Annotated in this window: 17 protein-coding genes; 15 read left to right on the forward strand and 2 right to left on the reverse strand. The window is 40.1% G+C overall.

All coding sequences use genetic code 11. The annotated features are described in order from the left end of the window. Nucleotides 1-42 precede the first annotated feature (42 nt). The 6 genes from traD (at nucleotide 43) to ACU696_RS00565 (ending at nucleotide 10,788) form a co-directional block, all read left to right on the forward strand. Nucleotides 43-2,262, forward strand: coding sequence for a type IV conjugative transfer system coupling protein TraD (gene traD / locus ACU696_RS00540; RefSeq protein ID WP_094962755.1), 2,220 nt, complete (start codon nucleotides 43-45; stop codon nucleotides 2,260-2,262). Beyond that, nucleotides 2,262-7,388: a conjugative transfer relaxase/helicase TraI gene (gene traI, locus ACU696_RS00545; RefSeq protein ID WP_447343012.1), complete on the forward strand. Its 5,127-nt coding sequence runs from the start codon at nucleotides 2,262-2,264 to the stop codon at nucleotides 7,386-7,388. Before traD ends, traI begins: the two co-directional genes overlap by 1 nt. Before the next feature lie 15 nt (nucleotides 7,389-7,403). Beyond that, on the forward strand, nucleotides 7,404-8,015 hold the full coding sequence (locus tag ACU696_RS00550) for a PIN domain-containing protein (protein WP_447343013.1): 612 nt from the start codon (nucleotides 7,404-7,406) through the stop codon (nucleotides 8,013-8,015). 397 nt (nucleotides 8,016-8,412) lie between these two features. Further along, nucleotides 8,413-9,351 carry a RepA family replication protein gene (locus tag ACU696_RS00555; protein ID WP_447343014.1) on the forward strand — a complete coding sequence of 313 codons (939 nt, stop codon included), beginning with the start codon at nucleotides 8,413-8,415 and terminating at the stop codon, nucleotides 9,349-9,351. A 706-nt stretch (nucleotides 9,352-10,057) separates the two neighbouring features. Beyond that, nucleotides 10,058-10,621, forward strand: coding sequence for a ProQ/FINO family protein (locus ACU696_RS00560; protein ID WP_242439625.1), 564 nt, complete (start codon nucleotides 10,058-10,060; stop codon nucleotides 10,619-10,621). Further along, entirely contained in the window at nucleotides 10,618-10,788 is a 171-nt protein-coding gene (locus ACU696_RS00565; RefSeq protein ID WP_447343015.1) for a hypothetical protein, read from the forward strand. The genes ACU696_RS00560 and ACU696_RS00565 overlap by 4 nt, the downstream gene beginning before the upstream one ends. 215 nt (nucleotides 10,789-11,003) lie before the next feature. On the opposite strand, the gene ACU696_RS00570 is transcribed toward ACU696_RS00565, so the two are convergent. Continuing rightward, entirely contained in the window at nucleotides 11,004-12,203 is a 1,200-nt protein-coding gene (locus ACU696_RS00570; RefSeq protein ID WP_447343016.1) for an IS91 family transposase, read from the reverse strand. Between the two features lie 88 nt (nucleotides 12,204-12,291). Here ACU696_RS00570 and ACU696_RS00575 point away from each other — a divergent pair, with 88 nt between their 5' ends. Together ACU696_RS00575 and ACU696_RS00580 are read left to right on the forward strand one after the other, a co-directional pair. Next, nucleotides 12,292-13,125 (forward strand): hypothetical protein, encoded by an 834-nt coding sequence (locus ACU696_RS00575; protein WP_447343017.1) that lies wholly within the window; start codon nucleotides 12,292-12,294, stop codon nucleotides 13,123-13,125. A gap of 841 nt (nucleotides 13,126-13,966) precedes the next feature. After that, on the forward strand, nucleotides 13,967-14,254 hold the full coding sequence (locus ACU696_RS00580; RefSeq protein ID WP_110592991.1) for a helix-turn-helix domain-containing protein: 288 nt from the start codon (nucleotides 13,967-13,969) through the stop codon (nucleotides 14,252-14,254). Between the two features lie 398 nt (nucleotides 14,255-14,652). On the opposite strand, the gene ACU696_RS00585 is transcribed toward ACU696_RS00580, so the two are convergent. Next, nucleotides 14,653-17,865, reverse strand: a complete 3,213-nt coding sequence (locus tag ACU696_RS00585; protein ID WP_209102830.1) for a hybrid sensor histidine kinase/response regulator — start codon at nucleotides 17,863-17,865, stop codon at nucleotides 14,653-14,655. A gap of 304 nt (nucleotides 17,866-18,169) precedes the next feature. Here ACU696_RS00585 and ACU696_RS00590 point away from each other — a divergent pair, with 304 nt between their 5' ends. The 7 genes from ACU696_RS00590 (at nucleotide 18,170) to ACU696_RS00620 (ending at nucleotide 25,698) form a co-directional block, all read left to right on the forward strand. After that, a complete protein-coding gene (locus ACU696_RS00590; RefSeq protein ID WP_209102827.1) occupies nucleotides 18,170-19,156 on the forward strand; it encodes a YbgA family protein in 987 nt (328 codons plus the stop codon). A gap of 719 nt (nucleotides 19,157-19,875) precedes the next feature. Next, on the forward strand, nucleotides 19,876-20,022 hold the full coding sequence (locus tag ACU696_RS00595; RefSeq protein WP_181420530.1) for a hypothetical protein: 147 nt from the start codon (nucleotides 19,876-19,878) through the stop codon (nucleotides 20,020-20,022). Beyond that, nucleotides 20,012-20,605 carry a Fic/DOC family protein gene (locus ACU696_RS00600; RefSeq protein ID WP_209102826.1) on the forward strand — a complete coding sequence of 198 codons (594 nt, stop codon included), beginning with the start codon at nucleotides 20,012-20,014 and terminating at the stop codon, nucleotides 20,603-20,605. The genes ACU696_RS00595 and ACU696_RS00600 overlap by 11 nt, the downstream gene beginning before the upstream one ends. Nucleotides 20,606-21,169: 564 nt before the next feature. Further along, the gene (locus ACU696_RS00605; protein ID WP_110592995.1) at nucleotides 21,170-21,895 is read left to right on the forward strand and encodes a tyrosine-type recombinase/integrase; all 726 of its coding nucleotides are present in this window, start codon (nucleotides 21,170-21,172) and stop codon (nucleotides 21,893-21,895) included. A gap of 432 nt (nucleotides 21,896-22,327) precedes the next feature. Further along, nucleotides 22,328-23,545 (forward strand): AAA family ATPase, encoded by a 1,218-nt coding sequence (locus ACU696_RS00610; protein ID WP_110592996.1) that lies wholly within the window; start codon nucleotides 22,328-22,330, stop codon nucleotides 23,543-23,545. After that, complete coding sequence (locus tag ACU696_RS00615) at nucleotides 23,535-24,518, forward strand: ParB family protein (protein ID WP_110592997.1); 984 nt, start codon at nucleotides 23,535-23,537, stop codon at nucleotides 24,516-24,518. Before ACU696_RS00610 ends, ACU696_RS00615 begins: the two co-directional genes overlap by 11 nt. A gap of 241 nt (nucleotides 24,519-24,759) precedes the next feature. Continuing rightward, nucleotides 24,760-25,698 carry a RepA family replication protein gene (locus ACU696_RS00620; protein ID WP_110592998.1) on the forward strand — a complete coding sequence of 313 codons (939 nt, stop codon included), beginning with the start codon at nucleotides 24,760-24,762 and terminating at the stop codon, nucleotides 25,696-25,698. Nucleotides 25,699-26,645: the final 947 nt, after the last annotated feature.

Consider the following 26,645-nt stretch of genomic DNA (forward strand, 5'->3'; position numbering starts at 1 on the left):
TAATTTATTCGCTATTCGTTATTTCGAAGGAGTGATCTTATCATGAGTTCAACCAAGCATATTACGCAGGGTGGACAAGTCTTTAGCTATATGCTCGGCATGTTCATGCAGGTAAATAAACGGATTTCGTTTTGGCTCGTTAATTTTTATTTAATTCTATTACCCTTAATTTTTTATTTAAAAGTCCCTCTACAAGAAATTAAAAATGGCGGTCTGTATTGGTGGCTTTATTTCACGTCGGCGGGCGAGAAAGCCTTATATCGAGTTCCGCCACTTTATGATGTGCATTTTGATGGCCAACTCTTTCGATTTACGTCGGCCAATATTTTAAAAGATCCCTACATGATGTATGCAGGCGACATCTTTCTGCAAGAACTCTGGCTCTCTTTTGTGTGGGCCTCCGTGTTTGTCGGCATTCTCGCCTTTGTTATTTACCGTTTTTTGCACCGTTTAGGTCAGCGTCAAGCCAAAGACGATGTGATTGGAGGGCGGACATTAACTGAAGATATTAAGCTCGTCCGTAATATGCTCCATGCTCGCCGTGAAGCCTCCCCGATTACCTTTGATGGGCTCCCGTTGAAACTCAACAGTGAAGTGCAAAACATGTTGATGCACGGTACACCAGGGTCAGGAAAATCCAATGCGATGAATAAGCTGCTTATTCAATTACGGCAGCGGGGCGATATGGTGATTGTGTTCGATAAGGGCTGTTCTTTGGTCAAAAAGCACTATAACGAAAACATCGATAAATTACTCAATCCATTAGATGAACGTTGTGAAAATTGGGATTTGTGGCGAGAGTGTCTCACAACACCCGATTTTGACAGCATGGCGAATACGCTTATTCCCCAAAGTACGTCAGAAGACCCGTTTTGGACAGGCTCGGCGCGCACTATCTTTACAGCGGTATCCGCTAAACTCGGATCTGATGATAAGCGCAGTTATAACAAGTTATTGCGGACGTTATTGGCCATTGATCTCAAAACGTTACGCGCGTATGTGGCGGGGACGGAAGCCAGTAACTTGATGGAAGAGAAAGTAGAAAAAACCGCGATTTCAATCCGTGGTGTTCTGACTAACTACGTCAAAGCATTACGCTACCTGCAGGGGATTGAGCGCAACGGTAAAGCGCCATTTGCGATCCGTGAATGGATGAAAACTGTCAATGAGAAAAAGGCGCGTCACGGCTGGTTGTGGATCACCAGTAATGCCCGTCAACATGAATCCTTAAAACCGTTAATTTCCATGTGGCTAGCACAAGCAGCCAACTGTTTACTGGAAATGGGGGAAAATCCGGAGCGTCGTGTTTGGTTTATCTACGATGAATTAGCCTCACTGCATAAACTCCCTGAATTACCGCAAGTATTGTCTGAAGCCCGTAAGTTTGGGGGATGTTTCACGCTTGGCTTTCAGAATAAACCGCAGCTGGACTATACCTACGGCCGAGACTATGCCGATGCGATGATGGATTTACTCAATACCCGTTTTTTCTTTCGTTCACCGGATGAAAATGTGGCGAAGTGGGTACGTGACCAGCTCGGGCAAGAACGGATCAAACGGTTCAGTGAGCAATACAGTTACGGTAAAGAGACAGTACGTGATGGGGTTTCGTTTAATAAACAGCAAGAAGACAGCGATTTAGTTAACTACTCCGATGTGCAATCGCTACCGGATTTGACCTGTTATATCACATTACCCGGCCAATATCCTGTTGTTAAACATGCAATGCGCTACGAAAAAATCAAACCCGTTGCGGCCGAATTCACGGCTCGTGCGATTAATGACAGCTTAGACCAAGAGATTGAAGCTGAAATTAACGAGCGATTAAAAATGGGCGCTATCCCTGACGGTGTGAACCAGGTCATTGATAGCTTGATAAGTGGTCAGCCGATTGAATTGCCTGTTGAGACCACACCTAATAATACCGTTACAGACGTTGCTCAACCTCAACCTATCGTTCAACCAACACCGAATTCAACGACGCCCAAAAACAGTCAGATAGCAACGGGAACCGCATCATCCGAAAACCTAACGGAAAGCCAAGGGGGGCGAGAAGTGGTTGTTGATAATTTGCGCGTCAACACCGATACGGGGGAAGTGTTGGGGACGACCACGGAGCACGAAGAAAACCCACAAGACCTGTATGACAGCTATACACGCATGCGGCAAGAAGAAAAGGAAATTTTGGGTGATCCTCATGCAAATCATTCGAATTCTTCACAAGAGTTTGAACATGATGATCCTAATTGGGAGAAATGGTAATGCTGACTGTTGCACCGATTGCCAATAATGCGGCAAATTATTATACCCATGAAGACAATTATTATTTCCTCGGCAACCTTGAAGCCCGCTGGATGGGCGAAGGCGCTAAATCATTGGGATTAGAGAGGGATGTCACTAAAGACCAATTAGGTGAAATCCTGGAAGGGCGCTTACCCAATGGCCAAAGTCTAGAGCGCATGGAAAACGGTAAAAATGTCCACCGTGAAGGGCATGATTTAACGTTTTCTGCCCCTAAGAGCGTGTCGGTACTCGGTATTGTACTGGGTGATAAACGGATGATAGAGGCTCACAATCGTGCTGTTGAGGTTGCCCTCCATGAAGTGGAAGGACTTACCTCAACGCGGGTAATGATTGATGGCAAAACCTCGTTGGAAATGACCAAAAACCTTGTCGTTGCGGCATTTAACCATGATACGTCTCGGGAGCATGACCCCCAACTCCATACGCACGCGCTTGTCATGAACATGACGGAGCATAATGGTGAGTGGCGCACATTATCCAGCGATACTCGAAGCAAAATGGGGTTCAGTGAAGCATTGTATGATTTACGGATCGCATTAGGGGAAATCTATCAAAATACGCTGCGTAAAGAGATTGAAGGGATGGGATTTAAAACCCACAACGCAGGACGTAATAGCTTGTGGGAAATTGATGGTGTTCCTGTGACACCCTTCTCTCAACGTCGTCAGCAAATCCTTGATGCGGTGGGGCATGAAGCCTCACTCAAATCCCGTGATGTGGCGGCGCTTGATACCCGTCAGGCCAAAACAACCCCTGAAAAAAGTGAGTTATTAACCGACTGGTTTGACCGCTTGGAGAAAAATAGTTTCGGGGCCGATGCGCGTAAAGCGTTTTACGCTGAAGCCGAGCAGCGCCTTGCCAAAGGCCAGATGGGCGATGCCTCTCGGGATATACAGCCCGATATTACCCGCGCTGTTACCGATGCGATTGCGTTACTCAGTGATAAGCAGCTTAGTATGACTTACAGCCAAGTGTTGGCTAAAACGCTTGGGGGATTGGAAGCCCGTGCGGGCATGATAGCCCAGGTGCGTGAAGCGATTGATGTGGCGATTGAACAGCGTCAACTTATTCCACTGGATGAGAAAAAAGGGTTGTTTACCTCATCCATTCATTTGATGGACGAGCTAAAGTTACAACAAATCGCCACCGACATGAAGCAACATAACCGCACGGTCAGTTTTCAGGCGCGGACAGAGGCCCTCAGTCCCGTGATGGAAAAAGTAGCCGATACGTTACCCAGTATTGCGATTGTGGCCAGTCAAGGGCTTGGTAAAGCGCAGCGAGACGGGGTATTAGACGGTATCACGATGGCCCAATCACAAGGGCGTGATGTGGCAGTGATGACCCTTGATACAACCAGTCGTCAAGCCTTTGCCAATGATAAGCGTTTTGCTTATGTTCCGAAAATGACCCTGGGTGACGGTCAACCGCTTAAACCCAACAGTACTTTGGTGGTTGCCAATGCCGAAAAACTGTCATTGAAATCGGCCTTATCCTTACTTGAAAGTGCTCAATCTGCCAATGTGCAGGTGCTCATGATGGACAGTGGCGGCCGCAAAGGCACGGGCAACGTGTTGGCCACCTTACAAGATGCGGGGGTGCCGCGTTTTCAAGGCGAGTCTTCCGCTGTCTTGACGGTGAAAACCGCGCATATACCCGATAAAAATCATCGTTATGCGGCACTGGCGGCGGATTACGCGCAGCTGCACAGCGACATGAAACCCGTGGTTGCGCAGGTCAGTGGCGTTCGGGAGCAAAAAATCGTGACCGATACCATTCGCCAAACGCTGACTGAGCGCGGGATGCTCAGTGAAAAAACGGTGACGGTGACACAGCTCAAACCCGTGTGGCTCGACAGCCATTCACGCAAGCAAATCGACAGTTACCGTGAAGGCATGGTGATGGAGCGTTGGAATGCAGATAAAAAGGAGGTTGAGCGTTTTACTATTGACCGCGTCACCCCTGAAACCCGTTCGGTCACTTTACTTGACAGTCAAGGGCAAAAACAGGTGATGAAACCCCAACAGTTTGATGGCCAATGGAGTGCCTATCAGCGTCAAACGATGGACATCAAGCAAGGTGAGAAGCTAACCATATTGGCGAAGCAAAACAAGCTCTCCGCACGTGACAGGGTCACGGTATCGGGATTTATGCCAAACGCCATTATGGTTAATTTCAACGGAAAAACGCATCGCATTGATGTACGGGACGGCGTCAAAGCTGATTACAGCTATGTTACCGCACCAGGGCAACAGGCTAACGATACGGGCACGGTGTTATTGGCCGCATCTGCACGGGATACACAGCCCACCTTACTCAATACGGCGGCACGCAGTGGTGAACATATTACCGTGTATACGCCACTGGATAAGATGGAAACAGAGCGTCGTTTATCGCGTTCGCCAGTCTATCAGCAAGCGCGGCAGTTAGCGGGGGTTGAAGGGTTAGACAGCAAAGCCATTGAACAAGCGGCCGATAAAGCCACGGAAGCGTTATTGTCTAAGCCCGAAAAAGCCTTGCAACAAGGCATGGCGTTAGCACAAGAGAGTCAGGTTTTTTTCTCGCGCATCGATGCAATTGCCAAAGCGTTACCATTACACAACTCGCTCGATAGTCAATCGTTGGGTAAAGCTTTTGACCGCTTAGTCGCCCAAAAAGCCATCATCCCCGTGACCAGTGGTAAAGGCGCGGCACAACAACACTACGTGACGGCCAGTACCTGGGAGATGGAAAAGCAAATCCTGACCACCATTTTAGCCGGTAAAGGAACACAAACCCCGCTGATGGAGTCTGTCCCTGATGCCGTACTGGAAGGGTTAACGGAGGGGCAAAAGGCCGCCACCACATTGATTTTAACTACTCGCGACCAGTTTGTTGGTATACAAGGCTACGCAGGGGTGGGGAAAACTACCCAGCTGAAGGCTGTTCTCAAGGCCCTGGACACACTCCCTGAGACGCAGCGACCGGAAGTGATAGGTCTTGCACCCACACACCGAGCCGTCGGCGAACTGGCGGCAGTGGGGGTTAAATCGCAAACCTTGCATGCTTTCTTGATGGATGCGAACCAACGCCAACAGCAAGGGGAAGTGCTGGATTTTAAAAACACCCTCTTTTTAGTCGACGAAGGTTCGATGGTCGGTAACAAAATTATGACTGAGGTGTTAGACGTGATTGGCCGAGGTGGCGGGCGAGCGCCAATTTCAGGGGATAGGGCGCAGCTATTGTCGGTGGACAGTGGAGACCCATTAGCCCTTGCGCAAGACCGTTCAGCCCTTGAAACTGCCATTATAAAAGAAATCGTGCGGCAAAGACCCGAGCTTCGTCCTGCCATTGAAGCCATCATAGCCGGCAATATTCAAACTGCGATGGAGACGATGAATCGCGTGACACCGGATGTGGTTCCCCGTCGAGCGGGGGCGGAATTGCCCGAACAGTCGGTGGTCGATGCGGGTGACAAGGTTATCACGCATATTCTCGATGATTATCGTGGGCGAACACCTGAAGCCCAAAAAGAGACGCTGATTGTGGCACAAACCAACCGCGATAAAGATGAACTTAATCGCGGTATTCATCAAATCTTAGTCGAGCAAGGGCAATTACAAGGGGGAAAAGACGTCCCGATATTGGTGCGTGAGAGTACGCGCACTGAGGCCTTGTTATCAACAGCAGGACTGGCAAAACATGCCGGTAAAATTGCCCTCATCCAAGAGCAGTACTATCGGATTGAGGTGACTCAAGAGGGCGTCAGTGACGGGATTGTGACTCTGGTTGATGAACAAGGCAAAGGGCATTTACTCTCGGCCTTTGAAAGTAGCTTGCTGGATATTGGTATTTACCGCCAAGAAACCCGTCATATCGCCGCAGGGGAAAAAATTAACTTTACCCGAACAGACAAAGAGCGGGGGCGCGTGATGAACAGCGATTGGACGGTCAGTGAGGTCAGTGGCAACGGGCAAATCACCCTTACTAAGGGCGACGAATCTCGTGTGCTTGACCCGAAAGGGGCATTGACTGACCAACATCTGGATTACGGCTATGCAGGCACGGCATACAAAGCTCAAGGGGCAAGTAGTTTGTATGTGATTGTCCTTGGGGGTGTCGAGTCAGGACGACGTATGCTGGCCACCTTACGGGATGCATATGTCGCTTTATCCCGAACTAAAGCCCATGTCCAAACCTACAGTGATGATTTGGATAAATGGACAAGAGCCATTGAGAACCCAGGGAACCGGCAGACGGCGCACGACGTGTTGTTAGCTGAACAAGACCGCGGCGCCAAAGTGGGGAATCAACTGTTTGAGCGTGCACAACCCCTTAATGATACCGCGATTGGGCGCGCATTAAGTCGCCAAATGGGGTTAGGTGAGTCCCATGAAGGGAAATTTGTTTACCCGTCCACCAAGCATCCCGAACCGCATGTTGCGTGGCCTACCTACGATATCCACGGTAAAGCGCAAGGTACGGTGTTACAAGCGATTGAACTCGACGGGGATAAATTGCAGGGGCTTCGCGCTGAAGGGCGTTTACTCGGGAGCGAGCAGGCACAATTTATTGTTGTGAAACCCAGTCAAAACGGGCAAACCGTGATTGTGAACACTCTAGAGTCAGCCTTTGAGGTAATGGCACAGCAACCCGAACAGGGTGTGGTGGTGCAACTCAATCCTGATGAACGTTTACATACGGCCATGATTGAGAAAATCACGCAAGGGGAAGTGGATAACGCCTATGCGAACCCAAATACCACGCAAACCGATAAAGCAGACAGTGACCCGAAATCGCTGCAAACCCCCGAGGAGCAGGCGATTGATAAAGCCTTAAAAGAGGCTGAAGCTGCCTTACGTCAGCAAGCGAACAGCGAGCCTAAAGTGCCTGAACTGAGCGAGGACGAACTGCGGCAGGTGATGGCGCAAGAGCGTGATAGCTTGCTGAAAGGGGAACATGACTTATTGGAGGCGAAAGAGCGAGTCATTGAAAAGGCCGTTCAGCTTGAGCGTGAACATCAGCAACAACAACGAGACGTTTTGCGTCAACAAGAGCGTGAAATGGTGATGGAAAAATCCCGTGACCGTGAATTTGGTGATTAAGGATGTGAATTATCGATGGAAAAGCCAGTTACATCAGCCAAAACCCAATGGGCGTTTGTCGATTTAGAAAATGTCCCGTATTTAGATCCGATAGCGTTTGAGCAGTACCAACAGGTTTTTGTTTTTGTCGGACCCAAGCAAGTTAGCCTCAAATTACCCGTACAAACAACCACGCGCTATATCCTCAACATCATTAAGGTGAGTCAAGTCAGTCAGAATAATGTGGACTTTCACCTTGCCTGGTACTTAGGGCAGGCACATGAGCAAGCGGATAAAACGTGTCAATTTACTGTATTTACCAACGATAAAGGGCTGATGCCCTTAATGAATACGATAAAACAACGCGGGCGATCTTGTACGCTGCAAGGGGTCATCCAAACCAAGCAAAAACGCACACTTTCACTTGATGAGACTAAAAAAGTACTCAAAACACCTTTTTTTCAACGTAATAACGGTTTTCCGAAGCAACTTACTGGGTTGCGTCGTTGTTTAATCAATATCGTAGGCGCTGCCCGAGCTCACACTGTCGAGGCGCATATTGCTAACTTGGTGACACTGAAGGTGATTTCTTATAATGGTGAAGCACTGGCTTGGTATCTTGCTGGGCTTGCTAAACACCGTAAATAACCGCGCTTAGCCGCATTGATTGTTGGCGATTTCCGCCAGTTCTATTTAGTTTTCTCTCGCGTCGAACCTCAAGTTTTATCACAAATTTTGTGAATAAATCGCGTCTTTATCGTGAAGACGTTGCTTGAATGCGCATAGAGTGCTAAATTAGCCGACAATTGATGTGAATTTTGTGGTCGCCACGCCGAAAGGTGGTAAAAGAACTGGGAGTAGAGGCTTTTTACTCGAACCCAGAAATGGAAAACCCCCGAAATCTTCTTCAAACTTGGCGGCTTGGAAAGATTATCGGGGGCTCAACCAGCAAATCCGTTAGGACATTGTTGACTTCCTAGCGGGGAGTATAGAATTATGCGCAAAAAAATTCAACTCCTTCCGTACAACATAAGTGCGGAGAAGCATGAATAATGCGATATCAAATCCTGCAATCCCTTGTTCCGTCGGCAAAATTCATCGGCATTATGCGCCAAAATTTTTAGGGCAATTACCGAAATTAGTGCCAGTGCGTCGCTTTGCGGCCGCGTTAAAGCGTCATGATTGGAACCGAAACCCCCATATATATCAACTGCGCTACAGCCGAAAGCAGCGGATATCCGTGCGTTCAGAGCGTCGAGAAACGTTTGATGCGTTAGCGATGGCCATGATCGCCTATGCGGATTACAACCCCGAAAGTGACGCGCTCTTTGAAGTGATGTGCTCCGTGGAGAAGTTGGCGGAGTTGTGTGGCCAACTGTATCGCTATGACAGTGGTCGTAAAAGTTATGACCCCATCCTCCATGCTTTGCGCGATTGGGAACAAGCTAATCTGATTGTCATTGACCGCGATTTTGATATCGAGGCCAAGCAATACAAAGCCATGCGTATTTGGATACGGCCTGAATTTTTCCATGGACTCGGATTTTCCGCGTTAGAGCTGCGGGAAGTGGTCGCCAGCTTTAGCCGTTGGATGGAAAAGAAGGGATTAAAAGAGAGCTACCAAAAACGCTACGCCCAACATGTCTTGCGACTTGCGCGCGCGAATGTGGCATCACTGGATACTAAGCACAAACTTCGCAACCTGCTCAACAAGCTCAAAACCCTCGTGGTTGGGAAAGATGAAGCGCTCAAACAAGAAAAGAAACATTTAGCGAAGGCCTTGAAGGAAAAGAAAGCGTTAGCCAAAAGTTTGGAATCACCAGAAAGCGCAGAACATGCCGCCTGGCGTCGTTTTGAATCGTGGAAGGTGACACAGCCCATTGCGGCGGTCATGGCTTTTGAGCGCAAAATGAAAGCCTTGTATCCGAGTGTTCAAGGGCAGGCTATTTACCTGCATTACCTGGAACACTTACCCGACTCCTGATTCATCCACCCTAAATTTACCGCCTTGACTGGCGGTGGTTTCGTTCGCCCTAAATCTGGATAGCGTGTTTTTTGAACAGTAAAATCGTTATCTCAATCTCTCCATTCATCTCGATGATGATTGTGGAAACATTTTAGCTGAATATTTACCCCATTAACTTAGAATGGCTTTATTCTCTGCAATTAACTTCGAATAATATTCGTGTTTTATGATTAAATTCGTTTTTAGGTTCTGAACTAAACGTCCTTTTTAATAAAAGGAGTTGCGGCTCTGCTTTTTCAAGCCGCACACTCTAAAGAGATAAACCCAATAAAGCCTTCGCTTACAAGCCATAAATGGCTGTCGCTCAGATTACGGTGTCAATATCGTGCCGTTGCCCCCGTAAAGCTGGCCTCTGGCCACCTTAACGCGCAGCTACAGCCGTTCATCGAGGCGTCGCCTCTTGCCCGTCTCACTGCGTTTTTCAAAGGGTCAAATAAGCAAAATGACGGTGTTAGATTCAATCGGCTCAACCAGGACAGGGGGTAGATTGGGGTATTAAACAGCACGTAACCGCTCACGCGGGTCTCGACGGCCCTAACCACTATTCGTTCTTTGTGACTATTTTTGCCGTCTACCGCCCTACGGGCGGGTGATTTAGGTGAAATTTCGTGATAATCTGGTAGTAATGTATTGATGGTTAACGCAATTTTTGATTGAGGTTAAAATGGAGCGCAAAACACTGACGTTAAAACGCCCCCCGACGGAAAACGTCGCGGAAAATGCCGAACCGGTTATTCAACGTCGCCGTAAACAGGTGGTGGTTAATACACAGCGTAAACCCCATAAACCCGCCAAAACAGCGCCAGCTCAACCGACTAAAAAAGTAACCCCTGCGAAAAAACAGAAAGCGGTTGTCATCCCGTTAGAAAAGAAAGTCATTCCGCCAACGCCACCAAAACAACATCTGCCGTTAGAGGAGGCGATTGCCAATATTTCAACCTATTGGCCACAACTCTTTCCCGATGGACAACTTCGACCCATGGCAGTGGGGACACGAGAGGCCTTATTTGCGGACAAAAAAGTCCGTGAACTGCCTATTTCATATAAAAAATTGAAACGCAGCCTGGCGGCCATTAGTCACAGTGTCAAATACCGCACGACGATTATGCCTGGTGCAGTACGCTATGATAAAGACGGCCAACCTAACGGGGCTGTCACGGGATCGGATGTGGCCGATACGTTAAAACGCATACAAAGACTCGCTAAACAACAATCACGACCCACATGACAAAAGTAATAAATCCCCCGATTTCTGTTGAAGAAAAAAATCATTGGTTAGGTAAATTAGCCTTTGCCGCTTTAGTCGCGCTCAAACTGGCGCAGTGGGATGGAAAAGCTGCCCGAAACGCCCAGTCCGAAAATCTTTTTGGGGTCGTCTCAGAATTCGGAAAATAAAGCACGCTAAGGCGTAGTCACCCCGTGACTCCCCCGCGCCGATGCAGCGAGCTTCGTTCATGGTTAGGAAAATGGATGAATGGTTTAACGGATCTATAACGATATGTTTCGGTATCAGAGTCTGCTAAAGGGTCTATGTCGTATTTAAACCTAACCATGGTAACGTGTAATCGCACTATTTTTAGCCAAAAACTGAAATAATAGGCACACTGATCCTAGTCCGCGGTTTGTAACCATCGTTTTTTAGCCATTTTATCTCGCCTTTCTGACAGCAAAGTGACGGCATGTATGCCTTTTTCCGCACTCATAAACCGCAGTCGATTTCCACATAAAATGCATTGGTACGGATCCGTGTTTAAAAATCCTTTAATCAATGCCGCAAACCCCGGTTTTTCAAGCACGTTAGGATGTATCATATCTAACGCGTCATACACTTTAGGTAATAAGCGCCCACGTTTGCGATTGGCTAAAAAACCGTAATAGCGGATCATTTTAAAATGCCGGGCTGGGATATGGCTGACATAACGTCGTATCATCTCTTCTTGGGATAAGGTCTGTCGCCGATATTGCTGGCTGTGGTGATCATAGTAATGATGGACCACGGTGCCTCCGCTGTAGTGTTTCAACTGAGACGCCGAGATAGGGGGACGTTTAAGGTATCGACCTAGATATTTCACGTTGTGCCAAGCACCTCGGGTCTTTTTGGCAAAATGCACTTTCCAATAACGTTGAAACTGGGCATTGAGGTAACGACACCACGTTGGGTAATCGCGAATGTGCCCGAACCCAGGCAATTTATTCGGTTGTAACTGAAAATAGCCGTCTCGAAGGAGACGAATAACGGCACTGCGCCAGACCTTTTCGACGTCTTTTTTTTTGAAAAAAATCGGTTTCCAGGTGTCATATTGGGTGAGACCGCCTCGTGTGACCGATAAATGAATGTGCGGATGTTGATTGAGTTGGCGGCCATAAGTATGTAGCGCACAAAAAATGCCAATTTCTAGCCCAAGATGCGTGGCGTGTTTAAGCATGGCACGGGTGGCGCAGCGAAAGAGTTGGTTAAGTAAGTGCCAGTTATTGTTGAAGAAAGGCCAAAGGAGGTGGGGCATAGTGAGGGTGATGTGTTGCCATTCGCAGTCTGGCAAAATATGACGCTGCTGGGCAATCCATTGTTCGGTGCCTTTGAGGCCACAGGCACTGCAGGCTTTGGATTTACAGGTTTGACAAAAGAAACGGGAATGCGTGCATTCGGGAGAAGAACAGCAATAACGACGAACGCCCATCGCGCAAGTGCTACAGGCGAGCATCTTTTCAACACAGAGGAGCTGCCATTCATCGACAGGGTTATTATCAATGAAACGGTTCCATCCGTCATCGTATTGAAATAATAATTTAGCGGGTCTGGGAATATACATAGAGCAGAGTATAAAAGACGAGAAGGGAGTTGCCTAGGAATAGAGCGGCACTGCCGCGATGCTCACGCCACAGGCGTGCTTATGTTCAATGAGTACAAGCCTATATTATCAAAATGGCGGAGGAGCTGGTATTCGGCCTTATATTATCCCCCATGGCTCTATTTCTTACTCTGATATTGATTGGGGAAGAACTTTACTCAATAGTTCAACATATCAGGGAGGATATACAATATCAGCAGCGGCCCTAGCTAATGGGAACTTTTTTTGGTATTACTCAACTTCTATGAGAAATCAATGGTGTCCTGTAGGAACAAATTTTTCATGTGTGGGAACATCTTCATCTTGTTCTGCAGGTGAGCGCTTAACAGCACAAAATCAAGCTATTGATTGGATAAACTCTATTATGTCACAACAACCAAAACTCGAAAATGATATATTTTACGACCATCCTGCGGAGGAAGTAACAAAGACTAGTTGGGAGTGTCGTGATCGTACAAGTCCTAATAATTGGGTCTTTATTGAAATGCCAATATCTGTTGAGGTTTTACCTGAAACACCTGTAGATAAATCTGTCTGTAGTTTAAATAGTCAAAATTTAAATTTAAATTATTCATCAACGAATTTAAATATTGATGGATTAACACAAAATACGAATTTAAATATCTCGTGTACTGCAGGTAATGCCCAAAATTATCAATTAAAGCTCACTGGAAACAATGTGACTAATGGAAATCTCAATTTTGGAAATGGTGTTTCTGCTCAAGTCTCGTTAAATGGGAGTCAAGTGCAAGCTAATGGCCCAGGGATTCAATTAAATAGCTTAACTAGCCAAACTATTTCCGTAAGTGCTACGTTAAGTGGTAATGCATCAGTATCTGGTGTTAGTAAAGCGACAGGAATACTAATATTAGACGCGTTATAGACAAAGCTTAAACTGTATAAGCATATTAACTAATCAATTAATTTTATTAATTTACTTATCAATATATATAAATAATGAGAGTGAATGTTAATTTTAAAAATAGTAATGAAATTCATTTGGTTTCTAAGTTTGCTATTCAAAAACAAGTCATACTAAATAGTTAAGGACAGATTTATTTTATTTCTTAGGATAGGTTGTATAGATCTTTCCTAAGTAAAATTACTTGTTGTTTTATCTTTTATAGGGGTTGATTATAAAGTTATTAATTTAAATTTATGGTTAATTGAAGAGAACTTAAAGATTGGTAGCTCTAAAAACAAATAATTATCATTATTATATATGAAGTTTTTATTGGTTCAAAAATATACATATAAACAAGATTGCTGATGTTTTAATTTTGTTTTATTTGTACATTTAATGTTTGTTAATTGTTTCAAAAAATGTTATGTAACTTTTTATATCAAGAAATGGGTTAAATTTACAGAAAAATAATATAACTAATTGAATATATTTGCTTTTTAAACCTATCGAAATATGATGTATTATACATGTTAAAAAATGTTTAAACTTATGAGTATGTGTAAATATCAATCATTACGATCATTTTTTTGCTAAAATTTAGTGAAAAATTCTTAACGTAAGTTATTTTCAAGAGGGTTATCACAAAAATTTTTTTTATCACATTGTTTTTTATTAAATAAATTTTAAGGATTCAATTTTAGTTGTACCCTATCATATAAAGACGATCATTTGATTTTTATTTCAAAATTACTACATTATTGAGTAAATACATCTAATCACTCTATTTTAGCCAGTGATAAAATTTCTTATTGGAGTTGCTATGATAACTGTAAATGATAACGTTAACATTGTATTGGGTAATCACTTTTCTAAAGCTGTTGCGTCAGAAATTGCATATTTAAGGAAAAAAAATGGTTATACAGGTAAAGAGTTAGCGCAATATGTCGGAGTCTCTCAGCAGCAGATATCGCGCTATGAATCAGGTACAAGCAATATAAATGTGGATACACTTGCGATAATTTTAAACATTTTGGGATGTTCTCTTGAGAGGTTTTTTAAGAAAGTTGATACTCGTATGAAAGAAGATATTCAATTATTGGTAAATTAATTAACTGATTTCTATATTTTTTATTTTTGTGCTGATGAAAATATTTATAGAATGAAATAATACTGAATCCAATATTTGTTATTGGAATTCTTAATAGAGCTACTTTGTAGAAGTACAGAGAGACAGTAAAGTTGATTTTAAAAGTGAAATTATCAGCGCTCTTTCTTAGATTAAACCGAATTCTATAGATAAAACTATAGAGTTCGGTTTAATAATTAATTTAAAATGTGAAAATATGGAGTTTATAACCAGTACTATTTGCAGTTTAACTTCACTATTAAGTATTAGCCAAAAATCATCAATTAATGGTGGGATTTATGCTGACTATTTCAAGTCATTGATTTAATATTGAATTTTTGGTATTGAAAGTGACTAACTGCTTTTGCCATTTTGTATTTTTAATCATTCATTTCACTAAGTGATCTAATCCATTGTTCTAAACTATTGCATATATTTTTCCATTCATTTAAGTGTGTTTCATCACTTTGCTGCTTTGTTAGTTCTATTTCTAATTTTTGTAATTGGGCTGAGATATCTTTTCTATTTACAATGGCTAAAGCCCCTCTTAAGCGATGTACTATTTGTTTCATATCATCACTATTTTGTTGTTCAATGGCGTCTTTAAGATGAGTAAGATCATTCTGTAAATACTCAATTATTTTATCTTTATCTTTTGTTTTTAGAGGGTTAATAAAGCTTAAAGGTAAGTGCTCATCCGTAATTAACTTATGAACAAAATACTGTTCTAATAATTGAGATAATCGCTTCAATTCAAGTGGTTTAACAAGCCAATCATTCATTCCTGAATGAATGCAACGCTTTTCTTCTTCTTTTAGCCCATTTGCGGTAACGCCAATAATTGGACATACGGCTCCTTCATCTCTTAATATTTGCGTTAACTGATATCCATTCATGTAAGGCATATTTACGTCAGTGAGTACAAGATCAATATTTCCACTGTAACTATCCCATATTGCTAGCGCTTCTTCACCATCATCAGCTAACAAAACATTACAGCCAAACAACTTTAATTGTTCTGTTAAAACAGCTTGATTTATCGGGTTATCTTCCGCAATTAAAACAGTACAATCATATAGTTGGGTATGTGTTGTTGTACTTTTTTCAGAGACGTCCTCATTGTTATATAGGCTCAAAAGTTGTTTTGATAAGGTATGAATATTGATATTTAAATCATGAATAATAATTTGCTCTCCATGAAATGTAGTTAATTTATCTATATTGTCTGCACCTATACATAATCTAGCCGCTTCAATATTTTTTTCTTGAAGTTCGATTTCATCCAGCCACACATTTACCTCCCAATGAATTAACCAAGAGTAGATATTCTCAGTTATTTTTTGATAAGGTGTTTGTAACCAAATATTCATACCGTTCAAACTAGGCCATGTTGTTTGATTTGATGAGGGAGGAAGGGGGATCTGAACTGTAAATTTACTTCCTTTATTTATTTGACTCTCAACATTTATTGTTCCGCCCATTAGTGTAACTAAATGTTCGCAGATAAATAATCCAAGGCCAGTTCCACCATACGTGTGTTGATCTGTATGCGCTTGAAAGAAAGGTATAAACAGTTTCTCTTTTTGCGAGGATGATAGGCCCATGCCTGTATCAACGACAGAGATGTCTATCTGAGCATCTTCTGATGAAACATAAATTGTAATTGAACCTGTTTTAGTAAACTTAATTGCATTACTTAATAAATTACCTAAGATTTGTTGAAGTCGATATCCATCGCCAAATCTTTCTGGAGCAATCTTGCAGTCAATACAACTGAAAAGAAGTAATCCTTTCTTATCAGCTAAATGGGTATAGGTTTCTATGGTAGAATGTATCGTATCTAGTATATCAAAAGGCTGATTATGTAAATGCAATTGATTAGCTTCAATTTTACTCACATCCAGTATGTCGCTAATTAAATGCATGAGGAGTTGTGAGGCTGTAGATATACGATTTAAATATCGGTTTTGCTCCTCTGATAGCTCCGTTGTGGAAAGTAGTTCGAGTGTTCCGATTAAACCATACAGGGGGGTTCTTATTTCGTGGCTCATTGTCGATAGGAAGCTTGATTTTGCTCGATTAGCATCTTCAGCTGCCATTCTAGCTTTATCAAGTTGTTGCTCAATTTCTATTTGCTTAGTAATATCTGTAAATGCACATAAAATAACCTCTTGTTGTCTATAATATGTAGAATTGTAAGCAATGTATAACGTAAATTCACCAGAGATAAAAGATGAAATATTACCGTAACTACTATTTTCTATCGATAACGACGATATAAATTGACGATATTCATTAGAATAAAAAGGGTTGTTATTTTTGGGTAATTTTAACCATATTTCAGCTAATGGATTTGCAAAAATAATTTTTTGACCGGTTTTAGAGATAACACAGATCCCAATAGGTGTTGTATCAACAAGTGTTCGATTAAATGATTCACTTTCAAGTAAATGATTTTGAAATTCAATGGCAGGTTCAAGGACTGTACGTTTATACCATAGTTGGTATAACCAACCACAAAGAAGGCTAAAAAATACAGCACCAATTAGGCTAAGCGGTAACCATAAATTATCATCAAAAAAAGAATGATATTTAACCTGATAATAGCCTATCCATTCACCTGTTTTATTGTGTAACTTTAGAAATAAGCCATCTTTAGTATAATTCAAACCATCAGTGAGTCCTTCAGGCAGAGATGAAGAGCCTAGCAGTTGTCCATATTGATGATGTATTAACCAAAAATTATGGTTTAGTGTTGGATTAAGGATCCTTTCTAAAACACTAATCCTCTGAGGATTAAAAAGTGTTACTGCATAGATATCTTTTGGTGATAACTCAGCACCTTGCCATAAGTTAAAGTCAAATCCAGCGGGAATAATACCGACTAAATCATTCCCTAGCTCTAGAGTATGTATCCAGATAATTTTATTTTCATACGTATGTTTAGCGAGTTGCTCTTGTTCGTTTGAATAGTGGGTGAGTTTTTCTTTGATGTCGGGAATTGAGCGACGTACGGTTTCTGTTACTGTTTTAAAAAGCTCTGCGTCAATAGATTCATTACCAGTAAGTGTATTCACTGCGGGTACACTGATACTGATATTATCATGTTCATTGACAAAAAATACAGCAGCAGCCGGGAAGTAAGATGAACCCCAAAATGTGGAGTAATAATCAGCTAGATAGGCACCTAATGAAAATAATATGCTAGGGACGTGTGTACATTCTAAGTTATTATCACAAGCTAAGGTGAATGGCATTCCAACTAATGTTTCTTTTCCTTCCAGTAAGCTTAAAGGCCATTCTTCTGGAGTTTTCTGATATTCTAATGAATAATTTCGGGTTTCCAGAATTTCAGAGAGATGGTTATTCTCTTTAGCTAGTTCAAGTAAAAATCTCTCTTGTTCTCTTAAATATCCAATATATGATGAAAAATCAACCTCAAGGCGACGTTTTTCTTGTTCAATGATTCGCTCAGTACTCCAAAACAAGGCCGCAAGCAATACAAGAAGAAGAGGAAGAGCGACAAAAATCAAACTATTAAGCTGATTTGAGGTATGTGTAATACGTGAAAAAGGAGATGGATATTTTTTCATAATATTGATAATTTCTATACAATGACTATTTATAATATAGGATTATTTTTATGAACTGTCGATTTTTCTTAGTAGTTTATCTTACTGATAATTGAATTAGTCTAAGTTATTTATTGAATATTTAATATTGAGCATCAACTTTTAGGAGTATCAGTTATTTTTCGATTCTTAATAAGAAGGTCATTAAAATTGAAATGGATTATTTTTTATCATGTTTAAATATTTTAGAAAAATCATATAAATATGACCACTATAAATTTAATTTAACTTTATGATTTTTATGGATAATATTTGGAGTGTTAATATGTCGCGATCATCTGCTAGTAATGAAAAATTTAACCCTAAAAATAAAATAATTGTTGGTATTAGCTCTTGCTTATTAGGTCAGCAAGTTAGATTTGATGGCGGGCATAAACGATTAGCTTTCGCTGTTGATGATTTATCTGACTATTTTGAATATCAATCTGTTTGTCCTGAAATGGAAATAGGGTTACCAACTCCTAGGCCTGCATTACGATTAGTTAAAGAAAATGAAATTAAATTGAAGTTCAGTGATGGGCGTGAAGGCGATTTAACCGATAAAATGTTACAATTTTCTACGGGATATTTAGAAAAAATAAGTAATTTAAGTGGTTACATTGTATGTAAAAACTCACCTAGCTGCGGTTTAGAGAGAGTTCGTGTGTATGATCCCGTTGGAAATGGTAATAAAAAAGCAGGTACAGGCATTTTTACGAGCCAATTATTAAAAAATATGCCTTGGTTACCGATTGAAGAGGATGGGCGTTTAAGTGATGCCCACCTTAGAGAAAATTTTATTAATCGAGTTTTTGCATTAAGTGAACTTAACCATTTAAAAATAAACAATTTCACACGTCAATCATTAATAGATTTTCATACCACATATAAGTTAGTTTTATTAGCTCACTCACAGCCACTATTCCGGGATTTAGGTCGTTTTGTAGCTACAAATAGAGACTGGAGTTCATTAGATACGCTTTTTGCCGAATACCGGAATAGATTTATGTCTATATTACAGCAACAAGCAACAAGGCGTAACCATACAAATGTCTTGATGCATATACAAGGTTATTTCAAACAGTACTTAACCTCTAAACAGCGTCAAGCATTGAGTCAGCTGATTTTAGATTATAGACATGGGATCCAGCCATTATTAGCGCCATTAACACTGCTAAATCATTATTTATCGGAGTATCCAGATAGTTACCTTAGTAAACAAAAATATTTCAGTCCATATCCACAATCATTGAGACTTCGTTATGGGCTATAAATTAATTCTACATACACAAAACACTCATCTTAAGTATACTTTCTAATATGATCTATGGTGATATGTGATTATGTATTACCATAATTATGTTTTGATTTATCGCTTTCTAAGCATTATCAGCGATAAATAAAGATAATAATGACATCATACTCAAATTAATCCTTGTAAAACTGACCAATATTTATTATATAAAGACTTGGTAAGCGATAAAATCATCTAAATAGATATAAATTACTCTAGTAAGGATAAAAAATTTCGAATATAGGAGTGTTGACAAACAGATCTACACCTTATCATTGGAATATTGCGTTTATCAATAGATTCTTCTGTTAAGAATATCTGTGAAATATATTTATCGTTAAGATTTTTGATAGTTAATGAAGAAAAATCAATAATATAAATCTTTAATAGTAAATATAATGACTGATGTATCATTAAAAATGACAGCATGACAAAGTTCGGCTTATTTTTAAAAATTTTTGAAATGATCAATATATTTAGTTTATGTTTTTTTTAGAATAAAGCATGATATTAATCAATAATATTTTTTTTCTTGAAAGGGAATGATAATTTAGATTTATTTATTTTTTAGCATATTAAAAAATGTTAAGATTAAAACCACATAAAGTTAATAATATTTACAATTAAAAAATTTTCTATCTTGTGTTATACTTGGTACTATACGAGAACATTTAAATGTTATTTTGAAGAGGGAAACTATGAGAACACCTGTATTAGTGACTAAAGAAAAATTTGTTACATCTTTGGATAACTACAAAACAAGTCTTTCTTATGAAGGTTTGTCTTTGAAAAATAAAGAAAAAAAACTGTCTATTCCAGAGCTAAAACGTAAATATGCGCGATAAATATGGTATCAGTCAGGATATATACTGTTATTCAGGCACTGACGTTCTTATTAATTTGCTTAACATACGCGATGTAGAAGTTCTTGAAGAGGCCGAAATAGCCTTTACAACAGAGAGATATCTTTCATATCAAGGTGATAAATCTGATATTTCTCAATTTAATTTTTCTCATTTAAAATTTTTACATCTTTATCTTTTTCAAGATGTTTATGAGTGGGCAGGTAAGATTAGGAAAGTGGATATTTCAAAAGGTAATACCCGCTTTTGTACTTTTTCAAGGATCGAACCTGAAGCAATAAAGCTTTTTAATAACATCCCACAACTTGCAGATCATACTCATCTTACTGATTTAGTTAAAGATTTAGCAAATTTATTCTGTGAACTTAATCTACTCCATCCTTTTAGAGAAGGAAATGGACGTACATTACGATTCTTTTTTGAAGAGATGCTTTTTGTACTAGGCTATGAAATAACGTGGCCCACTATCTCTCAGAATGATTGGATAGATGCGAATATTGCTGGTGTTTATCTGGATCTTGAACCACTAATTGCCATTTTTACATCAGCTGTACAGCCTAGATAGTAATTATTATTTATCTTCACACCGTGGTGTCTTAAAAAGCTCGTTATTAACTTAAATCCTTGTTGGTTGTAAATCCTACCTTATTTTTCGTCAAAAAGCCTTAATATAGCTAAATCTCTCTATAATCAATTTTAAGCCATTTTTATCATTATTTAATGAATCACATTAGAAGTGGTTAGAAATCCTCTCCTAATAGGTTTTGTGAAGCCTGTTTTTTGACCAATCCTTCTTGTTTTTTATTATTGCGCTTTATCGTCATTCTCCGCAAATGATGTATTTCGCTTATTTTCCCTTATTTAGTATGATCGTTATGAGGATCTTCACTATATCTTGTTTTTTTGAATGATTAATATTATCCGTGTTATGTAACTTATTGCGGTTTAAGGGAAAAAACGCAATAATACCTAAATTCAGCAGAGTTAAAAATCGGCTCTAAAAGGTGAAAGGATCCGATGATCGTCATGCGCGTGTGCGCGATTTTTCTGTTACCGCGTCACTTTTAATTTCAATAGACGATAATATTAAAGGTAACTATAAGTATAGTGATTATTAAGGTAATGTATTATGTCTGCTTTTTTTCCGGTCAAACCTGAAAGTGGTAAATCAATTTTACAGCGACAATCTCAAGCCCTTTTACAAAATGGTTATCTAGAGCGTGCGCGACAATTACGAAATTTGGCCATTGCAGCAGAGTTAGATTGTCCAAAATATTTATTGGCCCCAGAAGTGAATCAACTTTTACAATTTATTCCCGATCTGCATCAGCGTACGTTGATTGATACGTTATGGAATACGGGCGCTCGTATCCATGAAGCGTTGGCATTAACGAAAGGAGATTTTTACTTAGATGAAGAAACTCCTTTTGTGGTGTTAAGGACGCTCAAGCAGCGGGAAAGGCAAACAAGCGTTGGTCAAACCAAGGTTAAATCTCGGCCTAAACGGATTGTTGCACTCTTTGATCCTCAATATGTGCAATTGATGAAAAGTTACTTTGCGACGATGCGGTTGAAGAATCAAAGCCAGATTTGGCCAATCCAAAGTGATAACACGGTCCGAAATTGGTTACGTTCTGCGGTTGAACAAGCGGAAGTGAATGGTGCTTCATATGTTGTTAATCCGATCACTTGCAAAACATTTCGGCACAGTTTTGCGATGCACCTCATTTTTAATGGTGTCCCGATGAAGGTCATCCAAGCATATTTAGGACATAAAAAGTCAAGTTCTACAGATATATATACGAAAATATTCACTCTAGATACGATGTTGCATTTTGATATTTCTTTTAGATAACTATATTGGAAATTATATTTTCAATATCATGGTGATTTCAGATTGAAATACTCAGTTGAAATTTAATAATTATGATAAAAATCAATAAATTATAGTAACTCAAATGATGGGGAGAGTGATTTTTAAAGAATAATATTACATAAGTAAATTAATATTAAAATAATAAATATTTACTTATTTAATTTTAATATTAGTAATTTTTTTACTAAATATAAAATATCTTCTTAATTTTAATTTTCCTAAGATCTATTAATATTGGCGATTTCAGGCTGAAATAAATTCCCGTTTTTATAATTAAACATATATTTATCAATAACTTATTGTTTATTTCTTGATGGGGATAAAATAATTCTGAAAAGGTTGTTTACAATATCTAACTTATGTAGGATTATTCTTTCTAGTTAAGAATGCTGCATACGGAGATTATCTAGCATGGTTAGGGTAAATAATCAGTTCAACAAAATTGCAAGCCGTTCTGTAAGATTGTTACAGTCATTGACATCTCAAGTTCAATCGCAAAAAGAAGAACTCAATGAAACGACTTATTATCAAGTTTACTCTAAAGCTGCGGTCGCTAAATTGCCTAAACTTACTCGAGCTAGTGTCGATTATGCCGTCAATGAAATGGAGAATGATGGATACTTGTTTGAGAAAAGACAAGCCGGGACAGCATCAAAATATGCGATGACGATCCAAAATATTATCGATATTTATCATCACCGCGGTGTACCAAAATACCGTGATCGTTATTCTGAAGCGTTTACTTTTTTTGTTGGTAATTTAAAGGGAGGGGTATCAAAAACCGTCAGTACAGTATCATTAGCGCATGCATTACGTACGCACCCTCATCTTATATATGAGGATCTTAGGATCTTAGTGATAGATCTTGACCCTCAGGCATCTGCGACGATGTTTTTGGATCATATGCAATCTATTGGAACTGTTGATACAACTGCCGCTCAAGCAATGTTACAGAATGTTAGCCGTGAGGAATTATTTAACGAGTTTATTTTACCTTCTGTTGTACAAGGCGTAGATGTTATCCCAGCGTCTATTGAAGATGCATTTATTGCATCTCAATGGGAGTTATTGTGTGCGGAACATTTACCTGGGCATAATATTTATACTGTTTTACGTGAGAATATTATCAATAAAATTAAGCAAGATTATGATTTTATTTTTATTGATAGTGGTCCTCATCTTGATGCTTTTTTATCTAATGCAATCGCAGCAGCAGATATCTTAATGACGCCGGTACCACCTGCACAAGTTGATTTTCACTCAACATTAAAATATTTAACTCGCTTACCCGAGCTCATTGACTTGATAGAATCAACGGGGGTAAGCGTTAATTTGATCAGTAACATTGGGTTTATGTCTAAATTAGTCAATAAAACAGATCATAAATTATGCCATAGTTTAGCAAAGGAAATTTTTGGTGGAGATATGTTAGATGTTGCCTTGCCAAGACTCGATGGGTTTGAACGTTGCGGCGAATCATTTGACACGGTTGTTTCTGCTAATCCAGCCACATACATTGGCAGTGCTGAAGCGTTAAAAAGTGCAAAAATTGCTGCGGAAGACTTCTCTAAAGCTGTTTTTGATCGGGTGGAATTTCTTCGCATGAATAGAGGTTATTATGCAAACTAAAAGAAAAACTATCGGAAGAACGTTGAGTGCCTCAACGTTAACGCATTTAGCAACGGATCAAAAGCACTCACAACGTTTTATGCTTAAATCAGGTAAGTCAGCTATTTTTTATTTGACTGACATTCCTGCCGATGAATTAGCAGAGAAAACTTTTGTAAGGTTCTTAGTTAATGGTCGAGATCAAAACGCATTAACGCCAGAGTCACTAGCGGATATTACAAGAACCATTAAGTTACAACAATTTTTTCCTGCTATTGGTCACAAAATAAATGGAAAAATCGAAATTTTAGATGGCTCAAGACGACGTGCCGCTGCTTTATTATGTCATGTTGGATTATCTGTTTTAGTCACTGATTCAGAAATCAGTAATGATGATGCCAGGCAATTGGCTCTCGATATTCAAACTTCAAAAGAACATAACTTAAGAGAAGTTGGACTGCGGCTTTTAAAGTTACGAGAGAAGGGGATGTCACAAAAAGAAATTGCTCTTTTTGAGAATTTATCAGCGGCAAAGGTTACTCGAGCAATTCAAGCAGCTTCGGTAACAGATGACATTATTGCATTATTCCCTGTTCAATCTGAATTGTCTTATAGCGATTATAAATTACTGCTTACTATAGACCAACTCATTGATTCAAAAAAGCTTATTAAGCAAGACATCATTAATGACGTTAATGAAAGAATTGAAAGACTAATAGACATAAACAAAATAGCACCTGATGAGTTAAAGAAAACAATTTTAACTACATTAAAAAATATTACAGATCAGTTAGTCTCTAAAAATAAAAAAAATGAAGTGACAATAAAACAACTTTGGGGTTTTGAAGATAAGAATACTTATGCCAGAAAACGAGTAAAGGATCGAGGATTTAGTTACGAATTTAATCGTATGCCAAAACAATTACAGGAAAAACTAGATGAAACAATTCAAACTGTAATGCAGACGTATTTTGATAATATAAATAAAGAATAAAAGAAATTAAGCCTAAAGTGACCACGCTATAAGGTGGCAAGACATGGGATGTAACACACGAAATGTGCTGGGAACCCACAAATAGAAAACCCCTGTAATCTTCTCTATCTTGGCGGACTGAAAGATTATCAGGGGTCATCAGAACAATTCTGTTAGGGGTAATGTTGAACTCCTAATGGGGAGTATAGAATTATGCGCAAAAAAATTCAACTCCTTCCGTACAACATAAGTGCGGAGATGCATGTCTAATGAGACCTCAATTTCTGTAATTCCTTGTCCTGTCGGTAAAATTCATCGACATTACACACCAAAATTTTTAGGCGAATTACCTAAACTGGTGCCCGTACGTCGTTTTGCCGCGGCGTTAAAACGGCATGACTGGAATCGCAACCCGCATATTTACCAACTGCGTTATAGCCGAAAGCAGCGGATATCGGTGCGCTCAGAGCGTCGAGAAACCTTTGGTGCGTTAGCGATGGCAATGATTGCCTATGCGGATTACAACCCAGAAAGTGATGCATTATTCGAAGTGATGTGCTCAGTGGAGAAGTTGGCAGAGTTGTGTGGTCAACTGTATCGCTATGATAGTGGGCGTAAAAGTTACGACCCGATATTGCATGCACTGCGTGATTGGGAGCAAGCCAAACTCATTGTGATTGACCGCGATTTTGATATCGAAGCCAAGCAATACAAAGCGATGCGGATTTGGATACGTCCGGAGTTTTTTCATGGACTCGGTTTTTCACCGTTGGAGCTGCGGGGTGTGGTATCCAGCTTTAGTCGCTGGATGGAAAAGAAGGGATTAAAAGAGAGCTACCAAAAACGGTATGCGCAGCATGTGTTACGGCTCGCCCGTGCAAATGTGGCATCCCTCGATAATAAGCACAAGCTTCGCAACTTACTTAACAAGCTCAAAACACTTGTGATTGGGGAAGATGATGCACTCAAACAAGAGAAAAAACATTTAGCGAAGGCGTTGAAGGAAAAGAAAGCTTTAGCGCAAAGTACCCGCGCGCCAGAAAGTCCGGAGCATGCGGCATGGCGGCGTTTTGAAGCGTGGCGAGTGACACAACCGATAGCCGCGGTTATGGCATTTGAGCGTGAAATGAAAGCGTTATACCCGAGTATTCAAGGCCAGGCGATTTATCTTTACTATCTAGCGCATTTACCTGACGCCTAATCCTTCTTTTTAAATTACTGTCTTAATTGGCGGGGGTTCTGTTCACCCTAAATTTGGTTCTCTTATTTTTTAAGCGAAATTCTTGTCACTTTATGCTTCTCATTCATCCCGATAATGAAGGCACCAACAAATTCGTTCTTTATTTATCCCATTAACTTCGAATGTTGTTTTCTTCTCCAATTACCTTCGAAGGGTATTGGTCTTTTACAGTTAAATTCGTTTTTAGGTTCTGAACTAAACGACCTTATAAATAAGGAGTTGCGGCTCTGCTTTTTCAAGCCGCACGCTCTAAAGAGATAAAGTCAATAAAGCCTTCGCTTACAAGCCATAAATGGCTGTCGCTCAGAACATAGCTTCCGCACCGTGCCATTGCCCCCGTAAAGCTGGCCATAGGCCACCTTAACGCGCAGCTACAGCCGTTCATCGAGGCTACGCCTCTCGTCCGTCTCACTGCGTTTTTCAAAGGGGCAAGGAAATCAAATTATCGTTTTAATTTCACTAGGCTTAACTAGGACAGGGGATAGATAGGGGAATTAAACAACCTAATACCGCTAACGCGGGTCTCGACGGCCCTAACCTAATATTGTTCTCTGACACACTGTTTGCCGTCTACAGCCCTTCGGGCGGATGATGTCGGTAAGAGCTTTAAAAATATGAGGTCAATGTTGATAATGAAATAACATGCTAATAAATAAAAAAATAATTCAATAGTATCGTTAGATGAAATCTGTATAGGTTTCTAATGTAAAACTACAAATCAGGTCTATTAGATTAAATGATAATTAGAATTTAACTATGGTAGTTATAATGAAATTAATCATTTCATTAACCTATATATCTATATATTTCTTAATAAAGGTACATTAAATAATACAGAAAGTTACATTTTTAGAATCAAGTAACTTGTGAAATAATGTTTTAATTCGATAATATAACGTTATCATACT

This window comes from Providencia sp. PROV_01, from assembly GCF_053098325.1.

Coding starts and splice junctions, on each gene's coding strand:
- traD (WP_094962755.1), top strand. CDS start 43: ATGAGTTCAACCAAGCATATTACGCAGGGTGGACAAGTCTTTAGCTAT.
- traI (WP_447343012.1), top strand. CDS start 2,262: ATGCTGACTGTTGCACCGATTGCCAATAATGCGGCAAATTATTATACC.
- ACU696_RS00550 (WP_447343013.1), top strand. CDS start 7,404: ATGGAAAAGCCAGTTACATCAGCCAAAACCCAATGGGCGTTTGTCGAT.
- ACU696_RS00555 (WP_447343014.1), top strand. CDS start 8,413: ATGAATAATGCGATATCAAATCCTGCAATCCCTTGTTCCGTCGGCAAA.
- ACU696_RS00560 (WP_242439625.1), top strand. CDS start 10,058: ATGGAGCGCAAAACACTGACGTTAAAACGCCCCCCGACGGAAAACGTC.
- ACU696_RS00565 (WP_447343015.1), top strand. CDS start 10,618: ATGACAAAAGTAATAAATCCCCCGATTTCTGTTGAAGAAAAAAATCAT.
- ACU696_RS00570 (WP_447343016.1), bottom strand. CDS start 12,203: ATGTATATTCCCAGACCCGCTAAATTATTATTTCAATACGATGACGGA.
- ACU696_RS00575 (WP_447343017.1), top strand. CDS start 12,292: ATGAGTACAAGCCTATATTATCAAAATGGCGGAGGAGCTGGTATTCGG.
- ACU696_RS00580 (WP_110592991.1), top strand. CDS start 13,967: ATGATAACTGTAAATGATAACGTTAACATTGTATTGGGTAATCACTTT.
- ACU696_RS00585 (WP_209102830.1), bottom strand. CDS start 17,865: ATGAAAAAATATCCATCTCCTTTTTCACGTATTACACATACCTCAAAT.
- ACU696_RS00590 (WP_209102827.1), top strand. CDS start 18,170: ATGTCGCGATCATCTGCTAGTAATGAAAAATTTAACCCTAAAAATAAA.
- ACU696_RS00595 (WP_181420530.1), top strand. CDS start 19,876: ATGAGAACACCTGTATTAGTGACTAAAGAAAAATTTGTTACATCTTTG.
- ACU696_RS00600 (WP_209102826.1), top strand. CDS start 20,012: ATGCGCGATAAATATGGTATCAGTCAGGATATATACTGTTATTCAGGC.
- ACU696_RS00605 (WP_110592995.1), top strand. CDS start 21,170: ATGTCTGCTTTTTTTCCGGTCAAACCTGAAAGTGGTAAATCAATTTTA.
- ACU696_RS00610 (WP_110592996.1), top strand. CDS start 22,328: ATGGTTAGGGTAAATAATCAGTTCAACAAAATTGCAAGCCGTTCTGTA.
- ACU696_RS00615 (WP_110592997.1), top strand. CDS start 23,535: ATGCAAACTAAAAGAAAAACTATCGGAAGAACGTTGAGTGCCTCAACG.
- ACU696_RS00620 (WP_110592998.1), top strand. CDS start 24,760: ATGTCTAATGAGACCTCAATTTCTGTAATTCCTTGTCCTGTCGGTAAA.